A 21643-nucleotide genomic window follows, 5' to 3' on the forward strand; every position below is an offset into this window, starting at 1 on the left:
CCTCTCATCCCCCAGCCTTTTTTTTTCAGAGAAGTCCGAATAAATCATTGCGCTTTTACAAGCAAGGATCGATTGATTTCGGAAATTGATTTTCTTCCTGTGTTAGCCAACGATAGATCAATATCGGTAATAAGATTCGATAATACCTGTTTGACCCCCTGCTCCCCGGCAACTGCCAGCCCGTAAATGTAGGGACGCCCCAACAAAACCGCCGAGGCTCCAAGCGCAAGCGCTTTGATCACATCGTCGCCGCCGCGGATCCCGCTGTCCATTAGTACAGGGATGCGTCCCTGAACAACCTCGCTTATTTTTGGCAGGGCATCAAGAGCGGCTAATTCTCCATCCAACTGCCTGCCGCCATGATTGGATACAATCAGGCCATCCATCCCGTATTGCAGCGCCATTTCGGCATCTTGGGGAGCAAAAAGTCCCTTTAACAGAATGGGGAGCTTCGTGTATTGGCGCAGCAAAGGAAGGTCGTTCCAGGTTAAGGCCGGATTAAAATAGATGCTTAAGAAAAGAGCAATGGCAGCGTCCATATCCTTCTCGGGAGGTTGCTTAAGCTTGGAGCGAAAAACAGGGTCAGTCATAAAATTGGCGGTTCCCACACCGGCGCGGGCAGGATAATAATGGTTTCGTATATCTCTCTCCCGCCATCCTCGCACCGGAAGATCAATCGTTACAACGATAGCCGTATAACCTGACTTTTCCGCCCTCTGCACCATACTTGCAACGACATCAAAGTCTTTTCCCCAATATAACTGAAACCAGCGGGGGGCATTTCCCATAACTTCTGCGACTTTTTCTATCGAACGCGAGGCAGGCGTACTGAGAATGAACGGAACTCCCAACTCGGCAGCCGCCCTTGCCGACCCGGATTCGGCGTCGGGATGAGCAATCTCCTGCAGCCCGATCGGGGCGAGGAGAAAGGGGACCGGGAACGTCTGACCGAATAAGGTTACCGTTAAATCCCGTTTAGATACATCGTTAAGCAGCCGGGGCTGAATACGCCATCGGAGAAAAGCATCGCTGTTCGCACGCATGGTATCCTCCGAGCCCGCACCGCCTGCTATATAACCAAACGGTCCGTTCGGTAAAGCTTGCCGCGCCCTATATTCCCACTCGTAATATGAAACGGGAAGCGGCTGTGCTGCTGGGGAATATTGTCTTTGAATCGAAGCAAATTGTGCATTCATTTTGCATTTTCCTCTCAACAATCAAAGTGATGCTTATGAATAAAGACTCTTGCCGCCATTCACGTGGATAACCTGGCCGGTCACGTAAACGGAATCTTTGGCTGCCAGGTAAACAAATGCCGGAGCAATTTCGAACGGTTGTCCAGCCCGCCCCATAGGTACGTTAGTACCGAGTGAAGGAACTTGTTCCGCGGGGCATGAGCTTGCAGTCAAGGAAGTCCTTGTCGGTCCGGGCGCCACCGCATTCACACGAACACCTTTCGTCATATAAAACAATGGAAAGACGTTTGTACGGAAAGTATTCTCGAGTTGTTCGTCTGAAACATCCAGGATACTCTTTGTGCAATATTGTATGGAAGCATTATTTACCAGTACATCCAGCCGTCCGAAGCAATTCATAGTGCTGGCTATTGCAGCCAGAGAGGCAGCAGGATCTCGAAGGTCTCCGGGCAGCAATTCCGCTGTCACCGCCGGTTATGAGCGCCACCATCCCCTTCAGCTTGCCGCTTCCTGCGTAGCCGATATAATCAAAGATTGGCGGAGGGTTGCTGAGCATTCAACCTATCATATGTAAAATAGCCCAATAAGGTCATCATTATTTCTCGAAAGTATGTGAACAAAAAAAGCCTGTTGAACTTCATCAACAAGCTGACAAACTCAATCAAAAACTTAACATTGTGCCCAAGCAATTTGACTTAAGGTGAAGCCATTAGTCCTGCCCTGGCCTCAAAAAACATCAGATTATACTTCCTTTGAAGAAGAGGTTATTGCAATGGAGAATATAAGGCTTTTGGATGGAATCTATAAATACCGTGTCTATTACTCAAAAGGTGGCATTTATCCGTTTTTTAATCAATTGTTTGTTTTTAAACAAGCAAAAATCCGCATTTTTCAAGAATTTCGCGTTTTTTAAGCTATTCTGTTTGCTTCGGATTTGGGATAATCTAAGAAGTAGTTGGAGCTTGTCTAGCGTTTCTAGCCAAGCAAGGCATAACTCCGTGCAATGGAGAGAAAGGAGATTTGCAGGAAACATTAACTTGGAAACAAAGGGCGAAGGATAGAGGCAGGACGATCACCGTAGAAGGGCGGGTTATTTGAGCAGTTATGCCTTTTGGGGAGGAGCGTTTTGTGGCGGAGTGAAGGATCTTATGCAGAATGACGAGTGAGAATCGTCAGTTTCCTAGGAGAAACTGGCGGTTTTTTTTATCTTTGAGGAACTTTGTTCTCAATGAATATGCCCGATGAGTCGGCTTCCATAAAATCGAGGAGTAATTATGAGTGGTATAAGGATGAAGCCAATAGTTCCGTAACTTATGCGGCCGATAGCATGAACCTGTCGGATTGGAATGTCGTCTGGCCGATGAGAAATTCCAAGATTTCATTCCCGTCGCAATGGAACCAGTCGTTGATGAACGGCTTACCCAATTAACAGCCTGGGAAAAAATCGAAGAAGAGCCGGTAAGGCAGAAATCACCGTAGAAGAGAGCAACCCAGTTTTCAATACGATTTTCCCAAACCTTCTAATATCAGTAAGCTATTTATAGCAAAGTGATTTATACTATCAATAGAAATAATTGATATTCAAACCGAATAAGAAGCGAGGAAAGAGTATCATGGGCCGATTTGGAAAACTTAGCCTTACCGGGCAAATCCTTTTTTTGATCATGATGATGCTAAGCATTCTTCTGATTTCATTCGTCATTTCGAACACGATTGCCGAGCGCACAATCGAAAGGAAGGTCACGGACTCCGTCAGCAAAATATTTCTTCAGGTTGAAGAAAAGATAGGGAGCTTTTATTCGGATATGGAGGGCATCTCGACCTCTCTTCTTTATAGTCCGACGGTTCAAACTTACATGAGCTCGAATGACCCCTTAACGATGATCCTGATGAACAGTGAAATCATTTCGGTGTTCAGCAACACCATTACATTGAAAGAAAATATTAGAGGCATCCAGCTTTTCGACAAGGAGGGGACGATGGTCGCCAATATCGGAGCAGGAACCGGCGAACCCGTTCAACTTCCGGTCGAATCGACCAAGTATTCCGGGTTATTGAAAGATCCGGATACAAACGACACAAGCACCTTCTATTCCATAACCGTGCCTATTTATAATCTTAAAAGTACTCTTATCAAAGATTACAGGGGGACCAGTGTTTTTGTTATGGATGTTAAAAATTTCAACAAAATATTGGAAGGAGGGAAAATAACAAAACATTCCCGCCTTTTGCTGCTCGATCAGAACAACCAAATCATGGCGAACGAAGGAAATTCACCCAATTTCGATACCTTCCGTTTGGAGGAATGGAAGAACGATAACCGATATATCGTGCAGACGATCACGCTGCCTCAGACCGGATGGAGGCTGATCAGCGTCATACCGAAGAACGAGCTGCTCCAGGAATTGGATATCATCAAAAGATTGAATATCGCGACGTATGTGATCGTGTTCTGTATGCTCTGTTTATTCTTTGTTATCTTTTCCACCCGCATTTTAAAGCCAGTTAAAGCCATAATGGACTTTATGAAGTCCTATCCGAAGATGGGGAAAAACAGCCGCTTTAACGTTGTATACCATAATGAAATCGGCGTGCTCGCCGTTAATTTGAATAAAATGCTGGACGAAATCGATACCCTCAGTAAAGAAATCCAGCTTACGCAAAAACAAAAGTACGAAATCGAAATCGCCAAAAAGCAGATGGAAATATCCGCATTTCGTAATCAGATTAATCCTCACTTTCTGTACAACACGCTGGAATGCATACGCGCCATAGCATTCTATTACAAAGTCCAGGACATTGCAGATATTTCGACATCCCTGTCCAATATGTTCAGATACGCGGTAAAAGGGAACGATTTCGTAACTATCCGGGATGAAATCTCGCATGTGAAAGAATATGCGAAAATCATCGAGTTTCGCTTTATGGGAAGAATGCAAGTGGCAATTGAGGCGGATGAGGAGTTGCTAGAAGTGAAAACGCTTAAAATGCTGCTTCAACCGATTGTGGAAAATGCAGTTTTTCACGGATTGGAGAAAAAAATCGACAACGGCATCGTTCAGATTACGGTGCAAAAGATTGCGCAGAACCAAGTTCAATACGTAATCCGGGATAACGGATACGGGATGGAAGATAAGCAGCTTGAGGAGCTTCTAAATCGCCTGCGGCAATTTGACACATCTAGCCATACAGAGAAAGAAGCTAAACAAGGAATTGGGCTATCCAATATTTACCGAAGAATCAAGTTGTTTTACGGAGATAAATCAGAGCTAACCATCGAGAGTACATTACACGAGGGTACAACCATTACTGTCACATTCCCTCTGCATGACCATTCGGAACAAACGGAGGACTAGCGCCATGAACACTGTATTGATTGTCGATGATGAGCCATGGGTTGCATACGGGATTAAAGCATTGATTGATTGGGAGAGCTTGGGCTATGCCGTGATCGGGGAGGCGTATAACGGGTTAACGGCGTTGGAGACGATTTTGGAAAAAAAACCTGAGGTCGTCATATCGGATATTCGAATGCCGGGTTTAAACGGAATTGAGCTGCTGGAATGCATCCATGAGAAGCAGCTGGAAACCAAAGTCATCCTGATCAGCGGCTATGCGGAGTTTGAATATGCACAAAAAGCGGTACGGCTCGGAGCCTTCGATTATTTGCTCAAACAGGTCGACAAGGACAAGCTGACCGATACATTACTGCGGTTAAAAAGCGTGCTCGCGGAAAAGCAGAATGCTCACAAAGGACTGGACCTGTTCCTGGACGATCTGTTCGATTTATTCGAGCCCGATAACAAAATAAAAATTAACAATTTTCTGGCCAATAAGGGAATTGAATTTGAATTTCCGCATTACCGTTTCATCAGCTGCTTATTCCCGCATTCAACAGTTTCTGATTCCGGAGAGGGCGTCGAAACGGAAACCGGAATGCGGTATTTGCGGTTTCGTACAGGGCAAAGTAAAATCTCCATTCTGGTGAATTACGACGAATTCAAAAATCCGGTCGGATTGTTGGATTTTATCTCGGACAACCTTTCCAATGCCCAGTGTATCGGCATCAGCAGCACCGGAATTTACTCCGATCCCATTGCGAAGCTCTACCAGGAATCGGATGTTGCCCTGTTCAGCGCTCTCTTTCAACAAGGCCGGAAGATGATTGAATATAAAGCGGCTGACCATGCCGCTGCGCTGACCAGAACGATCCTTCAGGTCGAATTGTCCATTAAAGAGCAGAAGCAAGAGCAACTCTTCAAAGGACTGGACGAGCTTTGCGAGGCGTGCAAGTCCCGCCACATGCTGATCGACCAGATTTCCACGGTTTACAATCAAATCGTCTCGCTCATTTATAAATATTACGGCAATCGCTATGCAAACAACGAAATCGAATATTTGAGCTACTATCAAATCGTTCGCCATTACGGCTCCATCGAGCCGCTGTTCGAAAGGATCAAGGCCATCTTCGAGCAGCAAGTCGGAGACGAGTTGCAGATTTCCAACGAGACGGTGAAGAAGATTATCGATGATATCGATTCGAGCTTTACAGAGGACATTTTACTCGGCTCCTTATCCAAGAAATTCAATCTCAGTCTCGGTTATTTAAGTGCCCTGATCAAGAAGGAAACGGGAACAACCTACACGGATTATGTAGTCGGCAAGAGATTGCAGCTGGCCAAAGAATTATTGAGCGATTCTTCGCTCTCCATTCAAGAAATCGTAGAGCGCGTGGGGTATAAGGATTATTTTCATTTCAACAAATTGTTCAAAAAGCATTACGGTATCACGCCAAGCAAATATCGCAAAATGTAAACGCTATCTGAAATCAACACCAAAATAAAAAAATACAAACATATGATAGAACGTGATAGCAGGCTATGATGAAGATGCATCAACCAACATATATGACATAGGGGTGATCGACTATTATGAAATTGAATTTGAAAGTGTTTACAGTGCTGGCATTGGCCGGGGCCGTCGCGATATCGGGCTGCAGCGCCAACAAATCGGGAAGCGGAAGCAGCGCCGAACCGACGAAAGCGGTGAAGACCGAGACGCCTGCGGCGCCGGTAGATCTTACTTGGTTCGCTACAGTAGGGGGCTGGAACCCGCCGCAATGGACCACGGAGCCTGGCACCGTAATGGGGGAACAGACGAAAAAGACGGGGCTCACCTTTACTTACAACATTCCGGCACAGGACGGCGATACGAAATTGAATCTGATGATGGTTTCATCGTCGGACGCATTCCCGGATGTCATTACTACGATAGGCCAGGATATGGGAAAGAAGCTGGTTGAAGCCGGCAAAGTTTGGGAATTGAAAGAATTCCTTACGAAATATGATCCGGAATCTCATTTGCTCAAAGGTTTTCCTGAAGATGTAAAGAAGCAAATGATCAAACATTATGGCGGCTGGTACGCGATCGGAAGCCACATGACCAGCGTTGATGCGAGAAAGGTATATCCGCCGTCAAGCGATTATTTTGCGGATGTGGCGAAGTATGCTGATAATAAAGGAGTTTTGGTCAACGCGAATATTATGAAAGAGGCCGGCATTAAGCTTTCCGATCTGAAAACCGAGGACGGCGTGCTCGCTGCTCTTAAGAAGGTAAAGGACATGAAGCTGACGGTTGACGGCCAGCCTGTCATTCCGCTTCAGATTCAAGGCAAAAACTACCATGGCGAAACGCTCCAATACCTGCATAGATCTTTTGGCGCGATGCCTATTAATAAAGACGGGAAGCATAGACATATTTACATGTCTCCGGAAAACAAGCATGCCATTCAATTCCTGTTTAAGGCGGCCCAAGGCGGGTACTTCGATGCCGGCCAGATGACGACGGATGAGGCGGCGATCGAAGCGAACGTCTTGTCCAAACGTGTGTTCATGTTCATCGGAGGGACGCCCAAAATAGGTAAATTTGATCAGCTTGATTTCTGGGTTTCGCCTGGTGCGATCTTGTCGAGTGAAGGCACAAAGCCGGTTTTCCCGTTCTACTCTGAACCGGGACGCGGCTGGATGCAAACGATGATTTCCAAGTCGACGAAAGAACCGGAAAAGTTGGCGAAATGGCTTAGCTATGTGACCAGTGCCGAGGGGATGACGCTTAATCACTTTGGTATCGAAGGCGTTCATTACACGAAAGACGGCAAAGGTCTCATTACAAGAACGGATAAAGGAATTCAAGCTCAGAAGGACAGCACCAAAACGGCAGTGGGTATCTTCTGGCAATTCGAAAATATAGCATTCTTTGAAAACGTGCAGCCTGCTCCTACAAAGAGGGAAGGCGCCGGCGGTTTGATTGAAATGGAGGCGAAGACTGCTTACGCGAGATCGCCGGAAGTTGTTAGATATGATGCTTCCGTACTGAATTTGCCTGGCGATTTCTTTGCACCCGGAAGCGAGAATGCGACGATCCGAAATCAAATCCAGCAATATTATGAAGCTCAGGTTGCCAAGATGGTGTTGGCGAAGGATGAGGCAGCGTTCAACGCGCTCTACGACGAGTTTGTCGCCAAGATGAAACAATTGAAGGTCGATAAGCTGGATGCGGCGCAGGACGCAGAATTACAGAAGAAATCGAAAGAAATTGGCGTCACGGTGAAAGGCGTTAATTCATAATCACATGATTTGAACGATGAATAGTGCCAAAGTGCATGTGCCTTTCCATGCTGCACTTTGGCATTATCATTGTCGGGGGAGGGAGTAATGATGGCGAGGAGCGTCTATGAAGGACACATCCCATCAGAAAGAACGAAAAAAAGCAGAAAATCCTTTAGGCTTGGACACGATCTTCGAACCCAGTTGGAGCTCAAGACGATGCTTTGGCCTGCGATTATTCTGATTACGATATTTGACTTTGTCCCGATGTACGGGCTGTTGATGGCATTCAAGGCTTACGACCCCATCACCGGAATCAAAGGTATTTTTACGAGCCAATGGAACAATTTCGAGAACTTTACGGCGGTTTTCTACCACTTTGAGTTTTGGCCTGTGGTGAAGAATACGCTCGGAATCAATCTCTTGGGGTCGCTGATCGGGATCCCGGCAACACTGATCTTCGCACTGCTGTTAAACGAGATCAGGAATGCCAAGTTTAAATCGTTGATACAGACCGTCACGTATATGCCGCATTTCCTGTCCTGGGTTATTTTTGGCGGATTGTTTATTACGCTGCTCAATCCGGATGGCGGCATTGTCAATTATTTGCTTCTGAAGCTTGGCTTGATCGATGAGCCCATTCTGTTTTTGGGCGAACCCAATTATTTCTGGGGTATCGCCATCGGGACGAATTTATTGAAGGAAATCGGCTGGGGCGCCATCTTGTATTTGGCTGCCATGGCCGGCATCGACCAGTCTTTATATGAAGCTGCCGCCATCGACGGCGCGGGCCGGTTCAAACGGATGTGGCATATTACGCTGCCAGGCATTTTGCCTACTTTGATGATTCTGATCATTTTCGCCGTAAGCGGCATGCTGAACAATAACTTTACGCAAATTTATGTCTTCCAAAATTCATTGAACATACCGTCGAGTCAAGTTATCGATACTTTCGTGTATCAACAGGGGCTTAAACAGTTCCAGTTTGCTTCCGCCACGGCGATCGGGTTGATGAAAGCGGTGTTTGCGCTGTTGCTGTTGCTTGGAGCTAACTACTTATCCAAGAAGCTGACAAAATCAGGTTTGTTTTAGACATATACGAATTACTTATAGGAGGTATCCGGTATGGTCGGGGGCAGGAGCTGGGGAGACCGTATTTTTTCGGCATCGAATGTCATCATCATGGTCATTGTGATGCTCTTGACGTTGTATCCGTTTTGGTTTTCAATCGTGAACTCTTTGAATACAGGCGACGATCTTGTGCGCGGACCTATCTTTATGTGGCCAAGGGAATTTACATGGGCGAGCTGGCAGTCGGTGATGGCGGACCCGGGAATGCTTGAGGCTGCATGGATCAGCGGGTCGCGGACGGTGATTGTAACGGTTGTCTCTATCATGTATACGGCGATGTTTACGTACGCCTTTTCCCGTCCTTATTTAAAAGGGAAAGTATGGTATGCGGCAATCGGCTTTACGAGCATGTACTTTAGCGGCGGGTTGATTCCTTCCTTTATGCTGATGAATTGGCTCGGGTTGTATGATTCCTACTGGGTTTACATCCTCCCGGGACTTTTTCTCGGATTTTGGAACGTCATTATTTTCAATGCAAATTTCAAGGCGATTCCCGATGCGCTGTTTGAATCGGCCAAGATGGATGGAGCGAATGAGTTCACCATGTTCTTCCGAATCGTCGTCCCGTTATCGAAGCCGGTTTTGGCCGCTCTTTCGGTTTTCACGGCTGTCGGCGTATGGAACGATTATGGAACGACGCTGTATTTTACTCAATCCCCTCACTTGCAGACGCTGCAATATTTGATCTTAAAGCTGATTCAGTCGACTGATGCGATTGAACAGATGGCTAACATCGCAGGCGCCAACAATCCTGCTGTCGCAGAGCTTTACTCCAGAGCGCAAGGCCAGGGAGAAGTTACGGCCAAAACTCTTCAACTGGCGGCGATGGTCATCTCGTCGATTCCGATGATTATGATGTACCCGTTTGCGCAAAAGTTTTTTCTTAAAGGCGTGCTGCTTGGTTCTTTAAAGGGGTAGTTGAATTTATTTAGTGAGCCGGGGATTTGGGCAGGGTGGGCTTCTCCAAAGAAGCGACAACCCAGTAATGGAGGAAAATAGCGATGACGACGGAGATCAGCTGGAAACCACTTGATAATGATAACGGGTATAGGTTCCTCCTGGGCGAAAGGACCATCGGCGACGTCTTGGCGTTCGAGGACGAACGCTTCGCAGTAACCGATACGTTCGAACCGTTAAGGGAAGGACTGGTGCAGTGGACGAGGAAGTTCACCTATCGAGGCGAATCGCCCGCGGCATGCAAGCTTTCGATGGATTTCGCTGCCGACTACGAGCCTGAGTATTATATGATTCCTTCCGTCACCTACAACGGCAACAGTTGGGGCAGCGGCTTGGAGCCGAAAGGGCTGGAGCGCGATGGGCAACCTTGGGTGTTTGCGTGGCATCGGACGGCAGTGGCCGGCGCAACCTACTCCGAGGGAAGCGGGATCGCCGTGGCCTTGTTCGGTGAGCCGCCCCGGGATATGCAAGGCTTTTCCTGCTCGCTCGTGCCGGCTGCAGGACGCGTCATCCATCGGCTGATCTGGCCGGAGGCTGAGATGCCCGCGACCTACGATGGCCGCGACCGTTACGGTGGGGCATACGAAGCGGAAAGGACCTTTGTGTCGGGCGAGACGTTTATGGCCCGTGCATTTCTGACGCTTCATGCTTATACAGAGCCGCGTACGTCGTGGAGAATGATGCTCGAAGAGGCCTGGCGGCTGCAACAACGTCCGGTTCGGGCAAGGTATGAACCAGAGCGCATCTGGGAACTGGGCATGGCGTATGCCAAGAATAGCCTATGGGCCGAAGACGGGGATTTTCGGGGATTCTCGCTCGGCAGAAAATGGGACGGAGAGAAGTGGCGACAAGCTCGTAATTACGCAATCGGCTGGTGCGGGCAGAACGCCTCGCTGGCCAATTCGATGCTTGCCGATTATTTGAATTCCGGCAATGAGGATTCGCTTCGTAGAGGCCTCGCCGTGCTGGACGGCTGGACAGCCGGCGGAAGGCTGCCGAACGGGATGATTCATTGCGAGTACGACTACGTCCTGCAATTCAAGCCGGCAGAGCGGGAAGTGCAGGACGCCTGCAACCTCGGCACGGCTGCGTTAAACCTGTTCGAGGCGGAAGAATTGGCCCGGAGATGCGGAGTGGAGCGGCCGATCTACCGCGAAACCGCGCTTGGCATATGCGATTTCGTCTTATCCGTGCAATCGCCGGAAGGCCGGATCGGGAAGTCGTGGAAGAACGACGGGACTCCGGATGATCCGGAGGGAACGGTCGGCTGCTTCCTCGTCCCGCCTCTGGTCAAGGCATACGAGCTTACAGGTAATGAAGCCTATCTTCATGGGGCAGAGCTAGGCTACCGCTTTTATATGAGGGAGCTGCTCGACAACGGCTACACGACAGCGGGGGCGCTGGATACATATTGCGTAGATAAAGAGTCTGCCATTCCTTTGCTCAAGGCGGGTCTTGCACTGTTCCGAGTCACCGGCAAGAAGACGTATCTCGAATGGGCGGAGCATGCCGCCTGGTATCTGGCAACATGGCAGTGGCATCATACTGTCGGGTATGACGCAGGGACCGGACTGGGAGACATCGGCTACGATACGTTCGGCGGGACGGCGGTATCCACTCAGCACCATCATATTGATCCGTTCGCGCTCTCTTTTGTCGAGGAATGGCTTGAGCTGGCCGCGCTCATCGGTAACAAGATGTGGCGCGATAGAGCCCTTGCCGCATGGGCGAATGCGACGATCGGCATTTCGGACGGCAGCTTGGCGGTCAAGGGCAAACTGCGTCCGGAGGGCAGCCAAAGCGAAGGCTTCTTTCACACCCGCTGGGCGGAGCCGTTCGATGTTTCGGAATGGCTGGTGGCGTGGCCGACAGCCTTCCGGCTTGAAGTGTTGCGTCGGGTCGGCATGGGAGCATTAAGGGAGTAGCGTTACTGCCATTCCGGGTCCCCCAGGACTTACGCGAGGACGGGTAAACGATCGGGAACCGATCGTCTATCCAGAGCTAAATTTACGGGGAAGGCACATAGCCATGCGTACCGCGATTTGCCGATGGTTTTCCCGAACTCGCCGAAGCCCCGAATGAAAGGCGTTTGCGCCGGCGAAGTGCAGGCGCGAAGCGGTAAGCATATCTCTGCACAAGCCGCAGGCTTCTTGCTCCGGGATGCCCAGTATATGTTGTCCAAACAGTAAGAGAGGGCACTTGTCCGCCTCCCAGACTGACGTATCTAACTGTTTAGTTTAATGCCTTTTATTGTTCAGCCCCCTTCTTGTGCAGACAGTACGGAATAAACTTTCCTATTGCATGAAGGGGGGATTTTTTTACCCTTAAAAAAGGAGTTTAAGAATTTCAGTTTCCCGTTGATATTATAATTAAATGGAGGAATGCATAATGGTTCAGAAAGGGCTTAGATTTGGAAATAGTCTTAAGCGTATGTTGTCTATATTTGTTTCCATTTGTTTAATGGCAACGATCCTGCCTGTAGCGGCGGGAGTAGCTGCAGCGGAAACAACGGCTCAATCGTTGATGACGGATTATCAACCAACGATTCAAGAGGTCATCGATGCAAGCGGATTTAAACATCCCGGCGTCGGACTTACCAAGGATTTTCTTGAAAATGTGAGGACACAGGTACGGGCGCAAAAAGAACCTTGGAATTCATATTTTAATCGAATGCTATTATCTCCAACCGCTGCGAAGAACGTCGGATCAAGCATTCAGGGTGCGGATCCAACCAAGCCGAAAAGTGTTGCGGTGAATAGTAAAGGCGCTTTTGTGACGGATGGGTTGCTCGCGTATACGCAGGCACTTATGTATATTATTACCGGAGACGAAGTCTACCGGGCCAATGCCATGAGAATTATCCGACTTTGGGAGCAAATGGACCCCAATCAATATACGTATTTCACGGATTCTCACATTCATATGGGTATCCCTCTTAACCGGATGGTGACTGCGGCAGAAATATTGCGGTATTCCAGCACACAAAACGATGCTCTGCAATGGACGGATAAGGATACTGCTGATTTTACGAATAACCTGATTAATCCGATGATTAAAACGTTTATGCATTTTAATGACAAATTCATGAACCAGCATCTTTATCCGCTGCTGGGGGCCATGTCGGGTTATATCTTTACCGGCAACAGAGACCGGTATAATGAGGGGGTAGAGTGGTTTACCGTCAACAAGACCGCTGTAGACCAGGGTCAAAACGGCGCCATTAAACCCTTGTTCAGATTGGTGGATACAAATGCTTTGACAGGAGAGAAAGTGGATCCTCCGGTCGTTCAGCATGTTGAAATGGGACGGGATCAGGCGCATGGCGCCGGTGATATAACCAATGTGGAAATATTAGCGCGTTTATTGCTTGCCCAGGGAACCAAAGTGGATCCGGTAGACGGAACCGCTTCGACAGCGCCGAATGCTGTAGGACCTTACGAATTTCTGGATAACCGCATCTTGAAGGCTGCCGACTTTTTTGGCCGTTTCATGTTGGGTTATGATACGCCATGGATACCTGTCGCGGCGCATACGGATGCCAATGGAAATCCGACCGTTATTTACAAACAACTGAAAGAAGGATATCGGGGAAGAATTGGCGGTAACGTTTATGACCTTTATTATTACTATAAATATACGGCAGGCGTAAATATGGAGGAAAAGGCTCCATATTTTACCGAAATGTTCAACAAAAGACATTATTTTTATTGGGAGTCTCCGGACGGAGGAGCGGATTATTGGCTTTATATCCCTAAAGAAGCTGAAGCCGAGGGTACGCAAACTCTACCGAAACCTGTAACAGATTCGAATTTGCGGGAAATTGAAGATCGATACACCAAATTTGACAGTAATTCCACGACAATGCAAGAGGGAGATACTTCTTTCGTCAGGATGACGGCAACGGAAGAGGGAAGCAAAATTGCGCTTGTGGCTTCGAGCACCGGTGAGAAAACCATTGGGTTTAAGATTCGGACCAATGGGACAGCCAAGCTGGAAGTGATTGGTGGAATTAACGATACGTTGACGCTGCCGGACACGAAGGGGCAGTGGCGATATGTGACCTATAAGATGAATAATTTACAGTTTTTTGGGGACCTTGTTTATTTCAAAGTAAAAGGAGCCGGCACTACGGTCGACATTGACCACATCAATGTAAGCGCAGGAACACAGCTGACGCCGCCGGTGTTCCATGCAGGAATCGCGGCATTAAATTTATTTGTCTATGTCGGTTCTGAGGCACCGGTCAAATTCGATTTTTCGGCAGTAGACGCGAATCCAGCGGATGTCGTATCCTATCAGATCGATAATAAACCTGAGGGCGCTGTCTTGAATGAGAGCACCGGCGCATTTACCTGGAAGCCGACACAAGCTGGAACCTATTCGTTTGTTGTGAGTGCGTCGGACGGAACCACGGTTGCAATGAAGGACGTTAAGATTGTCGTAACGAATGACCGGAAATCCGCAGTAGCCGCAGTAGTTAGTCCATATAATCCAAATACAAGTTATATTTTGTCAACTTTTGATTACTTTAAAATCGTGTATGCAGATGTAATGAATCAAATCTCAAGCGCATCCGATGATGCTTTCTATCAGCTATTGATTGACTTGAATAGTGCGGTTCAGAGTCTGAAAGAACTGAATCCATTATTACAAGATGGAAGCATGAATTACCAGGATATGTTTGCAAGTTCCACCTTTGGAACAGCAGTCGCCACCCTTTCGGATAACAATAGTGATAGTTTTGTATGTTTTTGCGTAGCTCAGAATTTGACTCATTACATGGATTTCGGTCCGAATTATAAAATTTCGGCAAATGCCTTTGAGCTGCAGGTAAGAGTCAGTTTTCCTGATCGTATAGGCGGTGCGGCCATCTTCGGATCCAACGATAAATTGAATTGGACCCGATTAACCCCCGGCCTGACAACGTATACGGAAGATATGCAAAGACTTGAGGTGCAGGACGATCTCAAAAATCAGCAATTCCGCTTCCTGAAAATACAAATCATTGAGCCGGGGCCCACCCCGATTTCAAACATACCAATGCTCGAAGTGGCCGAATTCAGAATCCATGGAGAGCGCCACGATATGGTAACCCAAATTCCGGGAACGATTGCCGAGGCGCTGGCGGAAGCGGCGAAGCTGCCTGCCGAAGATTATACGAAACAAAGCTATTACCTGTTCCAGAAAGAATTGGAATATGTGAAGAGCGCCGTCGGCAACTCCGATTATACCGAGCAAGAGCTGATTAACGAACTTTATGACGCCCGTAATTTGTTGGTACCGTACACGACGTCGCTGTATTCGTTCGAAGGAAACGCAAAGAATACGTTTGGTTCTTCTTCGTCCACCGATGGAGCCGTGTTTGGAACCGCAGCTTACGCAGCAGGAAAGGTCGGGCAAGCGATCAGCTTAAACGGCACGGATAGCTACATGATGCTGCCGGCGACGCAGCCTTTGTCCGCTTACAACGAGATCACCCTCGCAACCTGGGTGAATTGGAATGGAAGCAGCCAGTGGCAGCGGATCTTCGACTTTGGCAACAATAGCAATCAATACATGTTCCTTTCGCCGAGAACGGGCAGTAATAAGCTGCGTTTCGAGATCAAGAACGGCGGCAGCGCGCAAGGTGCGGAAACGGCGCAATTGCCGGCCAATCAATGGGTGCATGTGGCGATAACGCTGGGTAACGGCACGGCGAAGCTGTATGTGAACGGCACGCTGAAGGCAACGTCGAGCGGTGTCACGATCAAGCCTAGCGATTTCCAGCCTGGCTCGAACTACATAGGAAAGAGCCAGTTTGCCACCGATCCGCTGTTTAACGGCATGATCGACGAATTCCGCGTATACAATCGCGTCTTGAGCGATGCCGAGATTGGGGCCGTATATAACCAGACAGGATATGGGGCTGACAAGAGCTTGCTCACGTTCTTGCTGGATCAAGCTGCTGCAGCAGGCAATGCCGGCATCTATACGGCTGACAGCGTGCAAGCTTTGCAGGAGGCTATCCCTGCGGCTCAAGCTGTCGCCTCCAACACCGGTGCAAGCCAGGCTCAGGTTGACGCCGCAGCTGACAGCTTGCGGGCTGCTTACGATGGTCTGGTTTACCAACCGGGCGTACCGGCGATCGCTCCTGTCATGGACAAAACCGTTATCGCAGGAAATCAGCTAGCCTTCAAGCTTCATCAGTTGAACTCCGTTGCCGGCACCGTATTCAGTGTCAGCGGCTTGCCGCAAGGGGCTAGCTTCGATTCGGATAAGCGTACCTTCGTCTGGACGGCGAACAAAACGCAGGGAGGCGTCTATACCGTAACCATAACCGCTGAAGCAAACGGAGGGGCAACTTCCCGCACCGTTAAGCTTACCGTCAAAGGTCAACCGGTCATCGCCCCCAATGAAACTGTGGAGCTTAGTTCTAGACAACCGTTTACGTATCAGGTGAAAGCAACGGATCCGATGGGGATGGCGTTGACTTACAGCGCTGCTAAGCTGCCTTCGGGCGCGGCGCTCGATCCGGTCACGGGCGTGTTCACATGGACTCCGACTCATGCGAATTACGGCGACAACATTGTCACTTTTATAGTGAGCAACGGCTTGTTTACGGTCAGCCAAACGGTTGATTTAAAGGTCAATTTCGGTATCCTGCCGCCGGATGATTATACCAAGGGCAGTTATTATCTGTACCATAAGGAAGCGGAGCGAATCCTGGCGGCGATCGCTTTGCCGGGTGCCGATAAGGATGTGCTTGTCGCTGAACTGATCCAGGCCGAAGGCTTGCTTGTTCGCGTCCCTCTGTCGCTTTATTCGTTTGAAGGCAATGCACAAAATTCATTCGGGTCGACAACCGCTACTCTTGCCGGAAACGCTGCTTACGCGGCAGGAAGCGTCGGGCAGGCGATCAGCTTGAACGGTACGGACAGCTATGTTGCACTGCCCGCGGCGCATCCACTATCCACCTACGACGAGATCACGTTGACAACCTCGGTGTATTGGAAGGGCGGCAATCAGTGGCAGCGCATCTTCGATTTCGGAAACAACACCAATCAGTACATGTTCCTTACGCCGAGATCGGGCGGTAATACGCTGCGTTTTGCGATCAAGAACGGCGGCGGCGAGCAAATCGTGGAAACGTCGCAGCTTGCAACGGGGCAATGGGCGCATGTGGCGGTGACGCTCGGCGGCGGCACGGCGAAGCTGTACGTGAACGGCGAACTGAAGGCGACCAAAAGCGGCTTCACGATCAAGCCGAGCGATTTTAAACCAAGCAAAAATTACATCGGCAAAAGCCAATTTTCTGATCCGCTGTTTAACGGAATGATTGACGAATTCCAAGTCTACAATCACATCTTAACCGATGACGAGATTAAAGCCGTATACAATAACACAGCGAAGTGGACGGATAACAGCTTGGTCACGCTATTAATGGGCAAGGCCGAAGTGCTTGACGCAACGCATTACACCGAAGCGAGCTGGCAGGCTCTTGCGGAAGCGGTCGCGAACGCCGAAGCTTTGGCCACCGACGCAACCCAGGATGCCATCGACGCTGCAGCCGCTGAGCTGCTCGGCGCGCTTGAGGGATTGAATGCGGCCCCGGTTTTCGCGCCGGAGTCTCCAATGACGGTGGAAGCGGGTACCAGCGTTACATTTGCCGTCTATGCGACTGACCCGGACGGTGATGCGCTGACTTACAGCGCAAGCTCGCTACCGGACGGAGCAACATTCGATCCGCAATCCGGTCAATTTGCTTGGTCGCCGAAAGTGCCGGGCAATTATGGCGTAATGTTTAATGTATACGATGCTAGAGGCGCGACGGCTTCTATGATGGTCGGAATCCAGGTCGTTGATACGATCCCGCCGGTAACGACCGATGATGCGCCGAGCAATTGGGTGAATCATGATGTCGCTGTGCATTTGACGGCTACAGACAGCGGGTCTGGTGTCGCAGCGACGTATTACACGATAGATGACGGAGTTCAACAGACTGGAACGACGGTGAACGTTGTCGGGGAAGGCACTCGTTCCCTCGTCTATTGGAGCGTGGATAACGCAGGCAATGAGGAACAGTCACATACGGTTGCAGTGAATATTGACAGGACGCCGCCTGTTACAGCCGCATCTGTCAATCCTGAAGTGCCAGACGGCAGCAACGGTTGGTATGTACATCCCGTTACGGTCACCTTGAGCGCGTACGACAACCTCTCGGGCGCGGCCAAAACCGAGTACAGCCTGAACGGCGGCACATGGTTAACCTATAATGCTCCGGTAACCTTGAGTCAGGACAGCAAATATACGTTGAGCTACCGCTCGACCGATATCGCCGGCAATGCAGAAGCAACGAAAACGATCAGCTTCAATCTGGATCAGGCCGCTCCGACGATTTCGGTATCCGGCCTAGTATACGGCACATACAACGATTCCATGGATTTAACGCCAGTCTTGACGCTCAGCGATAACATGTCCGGGGTGGATAGCAGCAAGACAACGGTCACAGTGGATACGTATGGCGTACAGCAAGGAGCGACGATTCCGCTCTATACGCTGCCTCTCGGTTTGCACATGCTGATCGTGACGTCAAGCGATCTGGCAGGGAATACGAGCAGCCAGACGATCGCGTTCCAGACGACTGCAAGTATCCAATCCATGCAGGCTCTGGTCACACGCTTTAAGAATATGGGTTGGATCGATAATGCAGGCATTGCGAACAGCTTGCAGAGCAAGCTCACTGCAAACAGTCTGGCCGATTTCATGAGCGAAGTTCAGGCGCAAAGCGGCAAGCATATCTCTGAGCAAGCCGCAGGCTGCTTGCTCAGGGATGCCCGGTATTTGTTATCCAAACACTAAGAGAGTATTGGCCGGCTGCCTTGAACTGACGAATCAAGCCGCGTATCGATATGACCGGCAAGCTTTAACCGCTCAGGAAGTATCGGCTGTGATGAACGAGTAGATTACAGCGGCAGTGAATGAACCAACGGAAGTCCGGAACACGCACGTCGTGTTCCGAACTTTCCGTCATTGGTTCGGCGGTGGAGCAACGTGCTTGTTATAAGGCCAAATTTAGAATGGAAAGGATGACTCTGTTATGGAAGATAACTACAATCTGTTATCGAAGAAGGGAGCTTAGGGAGATCAGGGGGACGGCACCTATGTCAATCCTGTCTTGCCTGGGGATTATAGCGATCCGGATGTCATTCGGGTCGGAGATGATTATTACGGCATCTCCTCTACATTGCATTGCTCTCCGGGTATGGCGGTACTGCATTCCAAAGATCTTGTGAATTGGAGAATGATCGGGCATGTTGTGGACGATTTGACAAGCATAGGCCTGAGTATAACTACAATCAGATGAACCGGTATGGCAGAGGAGTCTGGGCGGGCGCGATCCGATTCCACAAGGATAAGTATTGGGTGTATTTTTTCACGCCCGAGAGGAAGACGGAACGATCGCCAATCACGCAGACGTGTCGTCCAAGGAGATCAAGCCTTTATCAGTGCACCCCTTATAATAATGGCTAATGATAAGCTGTATCTTAAATAGCATGGCAACAGAAAATAAAAGAATAATAAGTTTTGGAGGTATGTGTGTGCAAGATCATAATCAAGCATTCACAATCGGAGATCAATTTTATCTGCATGACAAACCGTTCAAAATTATTTCAGGCGCCATTCATTACTATCGCGTCGTGCCCGAATATTGGCAGGATCGACTGGAGAAGCTGAAAGCTCTTGGCTGCAATACGGTGGAAACCTATGTTCCGTGGAATATGCACGAGCCGAGGGAAGGCGAATACCATTTTGCAGGAATGTATGACATTCGCGCCTTTATTCAAACGGCCGGCAAGCTTGGGCTGTATGTCATTCTGCGGCCGTCCCCGTACATTTGCGCCGAATGGGAATTTGGTGGACTGCCGTTCTGGCTTCTGCGGGACGGGGACATGAAGCTGCGCTTCAGCTACCAACCTTATCTGGATAAAATTGACCGCTATTATGAACGGCTGTTCGCGGAGTTCAGGGATATGCAAATTGCCGACGGCGGCCCGATTATTCTGATGCAAGTGGAGAACGAATATGGCGGGTATGCCAACGACAAGGTGTATCTGTACGCGCTGGCCGAGCTGATGACGAAGCATGGCGCTAATGTGCCGTTGGTTACTTCGGACGGCCCCTGGCACGATTTGCTGGACAATGGATCCATTCAGGAGGCAGCTTTGCCGACGATCAATTGCGGCTCCAATATTAAGGAACATTTTGCGCGTCTTAAGCGCTTCCATGGACAAGACCGGCCTCTCATGGTGATGGAATTCTGGATCGGCTGGTTCGATGCCTGGGGAGGCGGGAAGCACCACACGAGGGATGCGGACAGCGCAGCGCAGGAATTGGCCGATATTCTGGAAGAAGGCAGCGTCAATATTTACATGTTCCATGGAGGGACCAACTTCGGCTTTACAAGCGGAGCCAACTACTACGAGAAGCTGGCGCCGGACACGACCTCTTACGATTACGATGCGCTGCTGACCGAGAGCGGTGATATTACGCCCAAATATCAGGCGTTTCAGCAAGTGATCGCCCGTTATACCGAGCTGCCGGAGGTGCAATTGTCCACCGATATTCGAAAAAAAGCATACGGCGAGGTGGAGGTTAAAGAGAAGGTATCCCTGTTCTCTGTGGAGAATCGGCTGGCGCAGCCGGTCGAGTCTCCGTATCCGCTTACGATGGAAGCTCTGAATCAGCCATTCGGTTATGTGCTGTACAAGACGAATTTGGGCAAAAACAGGCTCATCGAGGACTTCCGGCTCATTCAATGCACGGATCGTGCGCATGTGTACGTGAACGGTAATCATCTGTTTACGAAAGACGATCTGGAGATGGAGGGCAAAGAGACCTTTGAATTGACGGAGCCGGAAAATGAGCTTTCGATTCTGGTAGAAAATATGGGAAGGGTCAATTATTCGGTCAAAATGAACAGCCAGCACAAAGGGATAAAGGGCGGCGTAATCGTGAATGGCGCTTTCCAAAGCGGCTGGAGCCAATATAGCCTTTCCCTCGATAATTTGGACAAGCTGGACTTTTCCAAGCCTTTCCGCACCGGAACTCCCGCCTTTTACCGATTTGAACTGGAGATTGAGGAGACCGGCGACACCTTTCTCGATTTTACGGGATGGGGCAAGGGAGTGGCGTTCGTGAACGGCTTTAATCTAGGGCGCTTCTGGGAAATTGGCCCGCAGACGAGATTGTACGTGCCTGCTCCTCTGCTCAAGCAGGGGATGAACGAAGTCATTTTGTTTGAAACGGAAGGGAAGGCGGGAGAGTCGATCGCCTTTATGGATACATCCGGGTTGGGTAATTAACGGCTCGGCCGGTTTCTCCGTATATGCTGCTAATATTGATAACAGGCAGATTTGGCATGATGTCGACGGCAACTTTATTCATGCGCATGGCGGGGGCTTCCTGCAGGAAGGGGATTATTACTATTGGTTCGGCGAGAACAGGCAAGGAGGAAAGAAAGTATCGTGCTATCGTTCCCGGGATCTGTTGCATTGGGAATTCCGGAACGATGTACTGCGCACGGATTCCGCATTCAAACCGGTTTATCACAGGACATCTTCCGACATGGACCCCTACCATACCATTGATAAAGGCTACGGCAGCGGGGCTGTAATCGAAAGACCCAAGGTGCTGCACGATGCGCTTACCGGCAAATATGTCATGTGGATGTAATGGGAGAACGGCAAGGATTACCGTGATGCTCGCTGTTACGTA

Annotated in this window: 14 protein-coding genes and 1 pseudogene; 13 read left to right on the forward strand and 2 right to left on the reverse strand. The window is 49.3% G+C overall.

The genetic code is table 11. The features are described from left to right. Positions 1–44 precede the first annotated feature (44 nt). Positions 45–1196 (reverse strand): alpha-hydroxy-acid oxidizing protein, encoded by a 1152-nt coding sequence (locus ICC18_RS28775; RefSeq protein ID WP_188177863.1) that lies wholly within the window; start codon positions 1194–1196, stop codon positions 45–47. 33 nt (positions 1197–1229) lie between these two features. Beyond that, positions 1230–1649 (reverse strand): SDR family oxidoreductase, encoded by a 420-nt coding sequence (locus ICC18_RS28780; protein ID WP_312029621.1) that lies wholly within the window; start codon positions 1647–1649, stop codon positions 1230–1232. Between ICC18_RS28780 and ICC18_RS35015 the strand changes: the two genes are divergently transcribed. The 13 genes and pseudogenes from ICC18_RS35015 to ICC18_RS28840 all read left to right on the forward strand — a co-directional run bounded on the left by ICC18_RS35015 (position 1537) and on the right by ICC18_RS28840 (position 21601). Continuing rightward, a complete protein-coding gene (locus ICC18_RS35015) occupies positions 1537–1770 on the forward strand; it encodes a hypothetical protein (RefSeq protein ID WP_312029623.1) in 234 nt (77 codons plus the stop codon). The two genes, ICC18_RS28780 and ICC18_RS35015, sit on opposite strands and share 113 nt — an antisense overlap. Positions 1771–2424: 654 nt before the next feature. Further along, positions 2425–2625: a hypothetical protein gene (locus ICC18_RS28785; RefSeq protein ID WP_188177864.1), complete on the forward strand. Its 201-nt coding sequence runs from the start codon at positions 2425–2427 to the stop codon at positions 2623–2625. Between the two features lie 184 nt (positions 2626–2809). Then, positions 2810–4552: a sensor histidine kinase gene (locus ICC18_RS28790; RefSeq protein WP_188177865.1), complete on the forward strand. Its 1743-nt coding sequence runs from the start codon at positions 2810–2812 to the stop codon at positions 4550–4552. 4 nt (positions 4553–4556) lie between these two features. Further along, positions 4557–6011: a response regulator transcription factor gene (locus ICC18_RS28795; protein WP_188177866.1), complete on the forward strand. Its 1455-nt coding sequence runs from the start codon at positions 4557–4559 to the stop codon at positions 6009–6011. A 116-nt stretch (positions 6012–6127) separates the two neighbouring features. Beyond that, on the forward strand, positions 6128–7822 hold the full coding sequence (locus tag ICC18_RS28800; protein WP_188177867.1) for a type 2 periplasmic-binding domain-containing protein: 1695 nt from the start codon (positions 6128–6130) through the stop codon (positions 7820–7822). 87 nt (positions 7823–7909) lie between these two features. Then, positions 7910–8893 carry an ABC transporter permease gene (locus ICC18_RS28805; protein ID WP_223192962.1) on the forward strand — a complete coding sequence of 328 codons (984 nt, stop codon included), beginning with the start codon at positions 7910–7912 and terminating at the stop codon, positions 8891–8893. A 33-nt stretch (positions 8894–8926) separates the two neighbouring features. Then, positions 8927–9850 carry a carbohydrate ABC transporter permease gene (locus tag ICC18_RS28810; protein ID WP_188177868.1) on the forward strand — a complete coding sequence of 308 codons (924 nt, stop codon included), beginning with the start codon at positions 8927–8929 and terminating at the stop codon, positions 9848–9850. Positions 9851–9933: 83 nt separating this feature from the next. Beyond that, the gene (locus ICC18_RS28815) at positions 9934–11814 is read left to right on the forward strand and encodes a hypothetical protein (RefSeq protein WP_188177869.1); all 1881 of its coding nucleotides are present in this window, start codon (positions 9934–9936) and stop codon (positions 11812–11814) included. Positions 11815–11931: 117 nt separating this feature from the next. Next, positions 11932–12078, forward strand: a complete 147-nt coding sequence (locus ICC18_RS28820; RefSeq protein WP_188177870.1) for a hypothetical protein — start codon at positions 11932–11934, stop codon at positions 12076–12078. A gap of 199 nt (positions 12079–12277) precedes the next feature. Continuing rightward, positions 12278–18727 (forward strand): LamG-like jellyroll fold domain-containing protein, encoded by a 6450-nt coding sequence (locus ICC18_RS28825; protein WP_188177871.1) that lies wholly within the window; start codon positions 12278–12280, stop codon positions 18725–18727. 313 nt (positions 18728–19040) lie between these two features. Next, a pseudogene (locus tag ICC18_RS34885) lies at positions 19041–19232 on the forward strand (family 43 glycosylhydrolase); the annotation flags it as partial. A 235-nt stretch (positions 19233–19467) separates the two neighbouring features. Then, positions 19468–21231 (forward strand): glycoside hydrolase family 35 protein, encoded by a 1764-nt coding sequence (locus tag ICC18_RS28835; protein WP_312029619.1) that lies wholly within the window; start codon positions 19468–19470, stop codon positions 21229–21231. Beyond that, positions 21167–21601, forward strand: a complete 435-nt coding sequence (locus ICC18_RS28840; protein ID WP_188177873.1) for a glycoside hydrolase family protein — start codon at positions 21167–21169, stop codon at positions 21599–21601. The genes ICC18_RS28835 and ICC18_RS28840 overlap by 65 nt, the downstream gene beginning before the upstream one ends. Positions 21602–21643 lie beyond the last annotated feature (42 nt).

This window comes from Paenibacillus sedimenti (assembly GCF_014534655.1).
GTDB classification, from domain to species: Bacteria; Bacillota; Bacilli; order Paenibacillales; family NBRC-103111; genus Paenibacillus_E; species Paenibacillus_E sedimenti.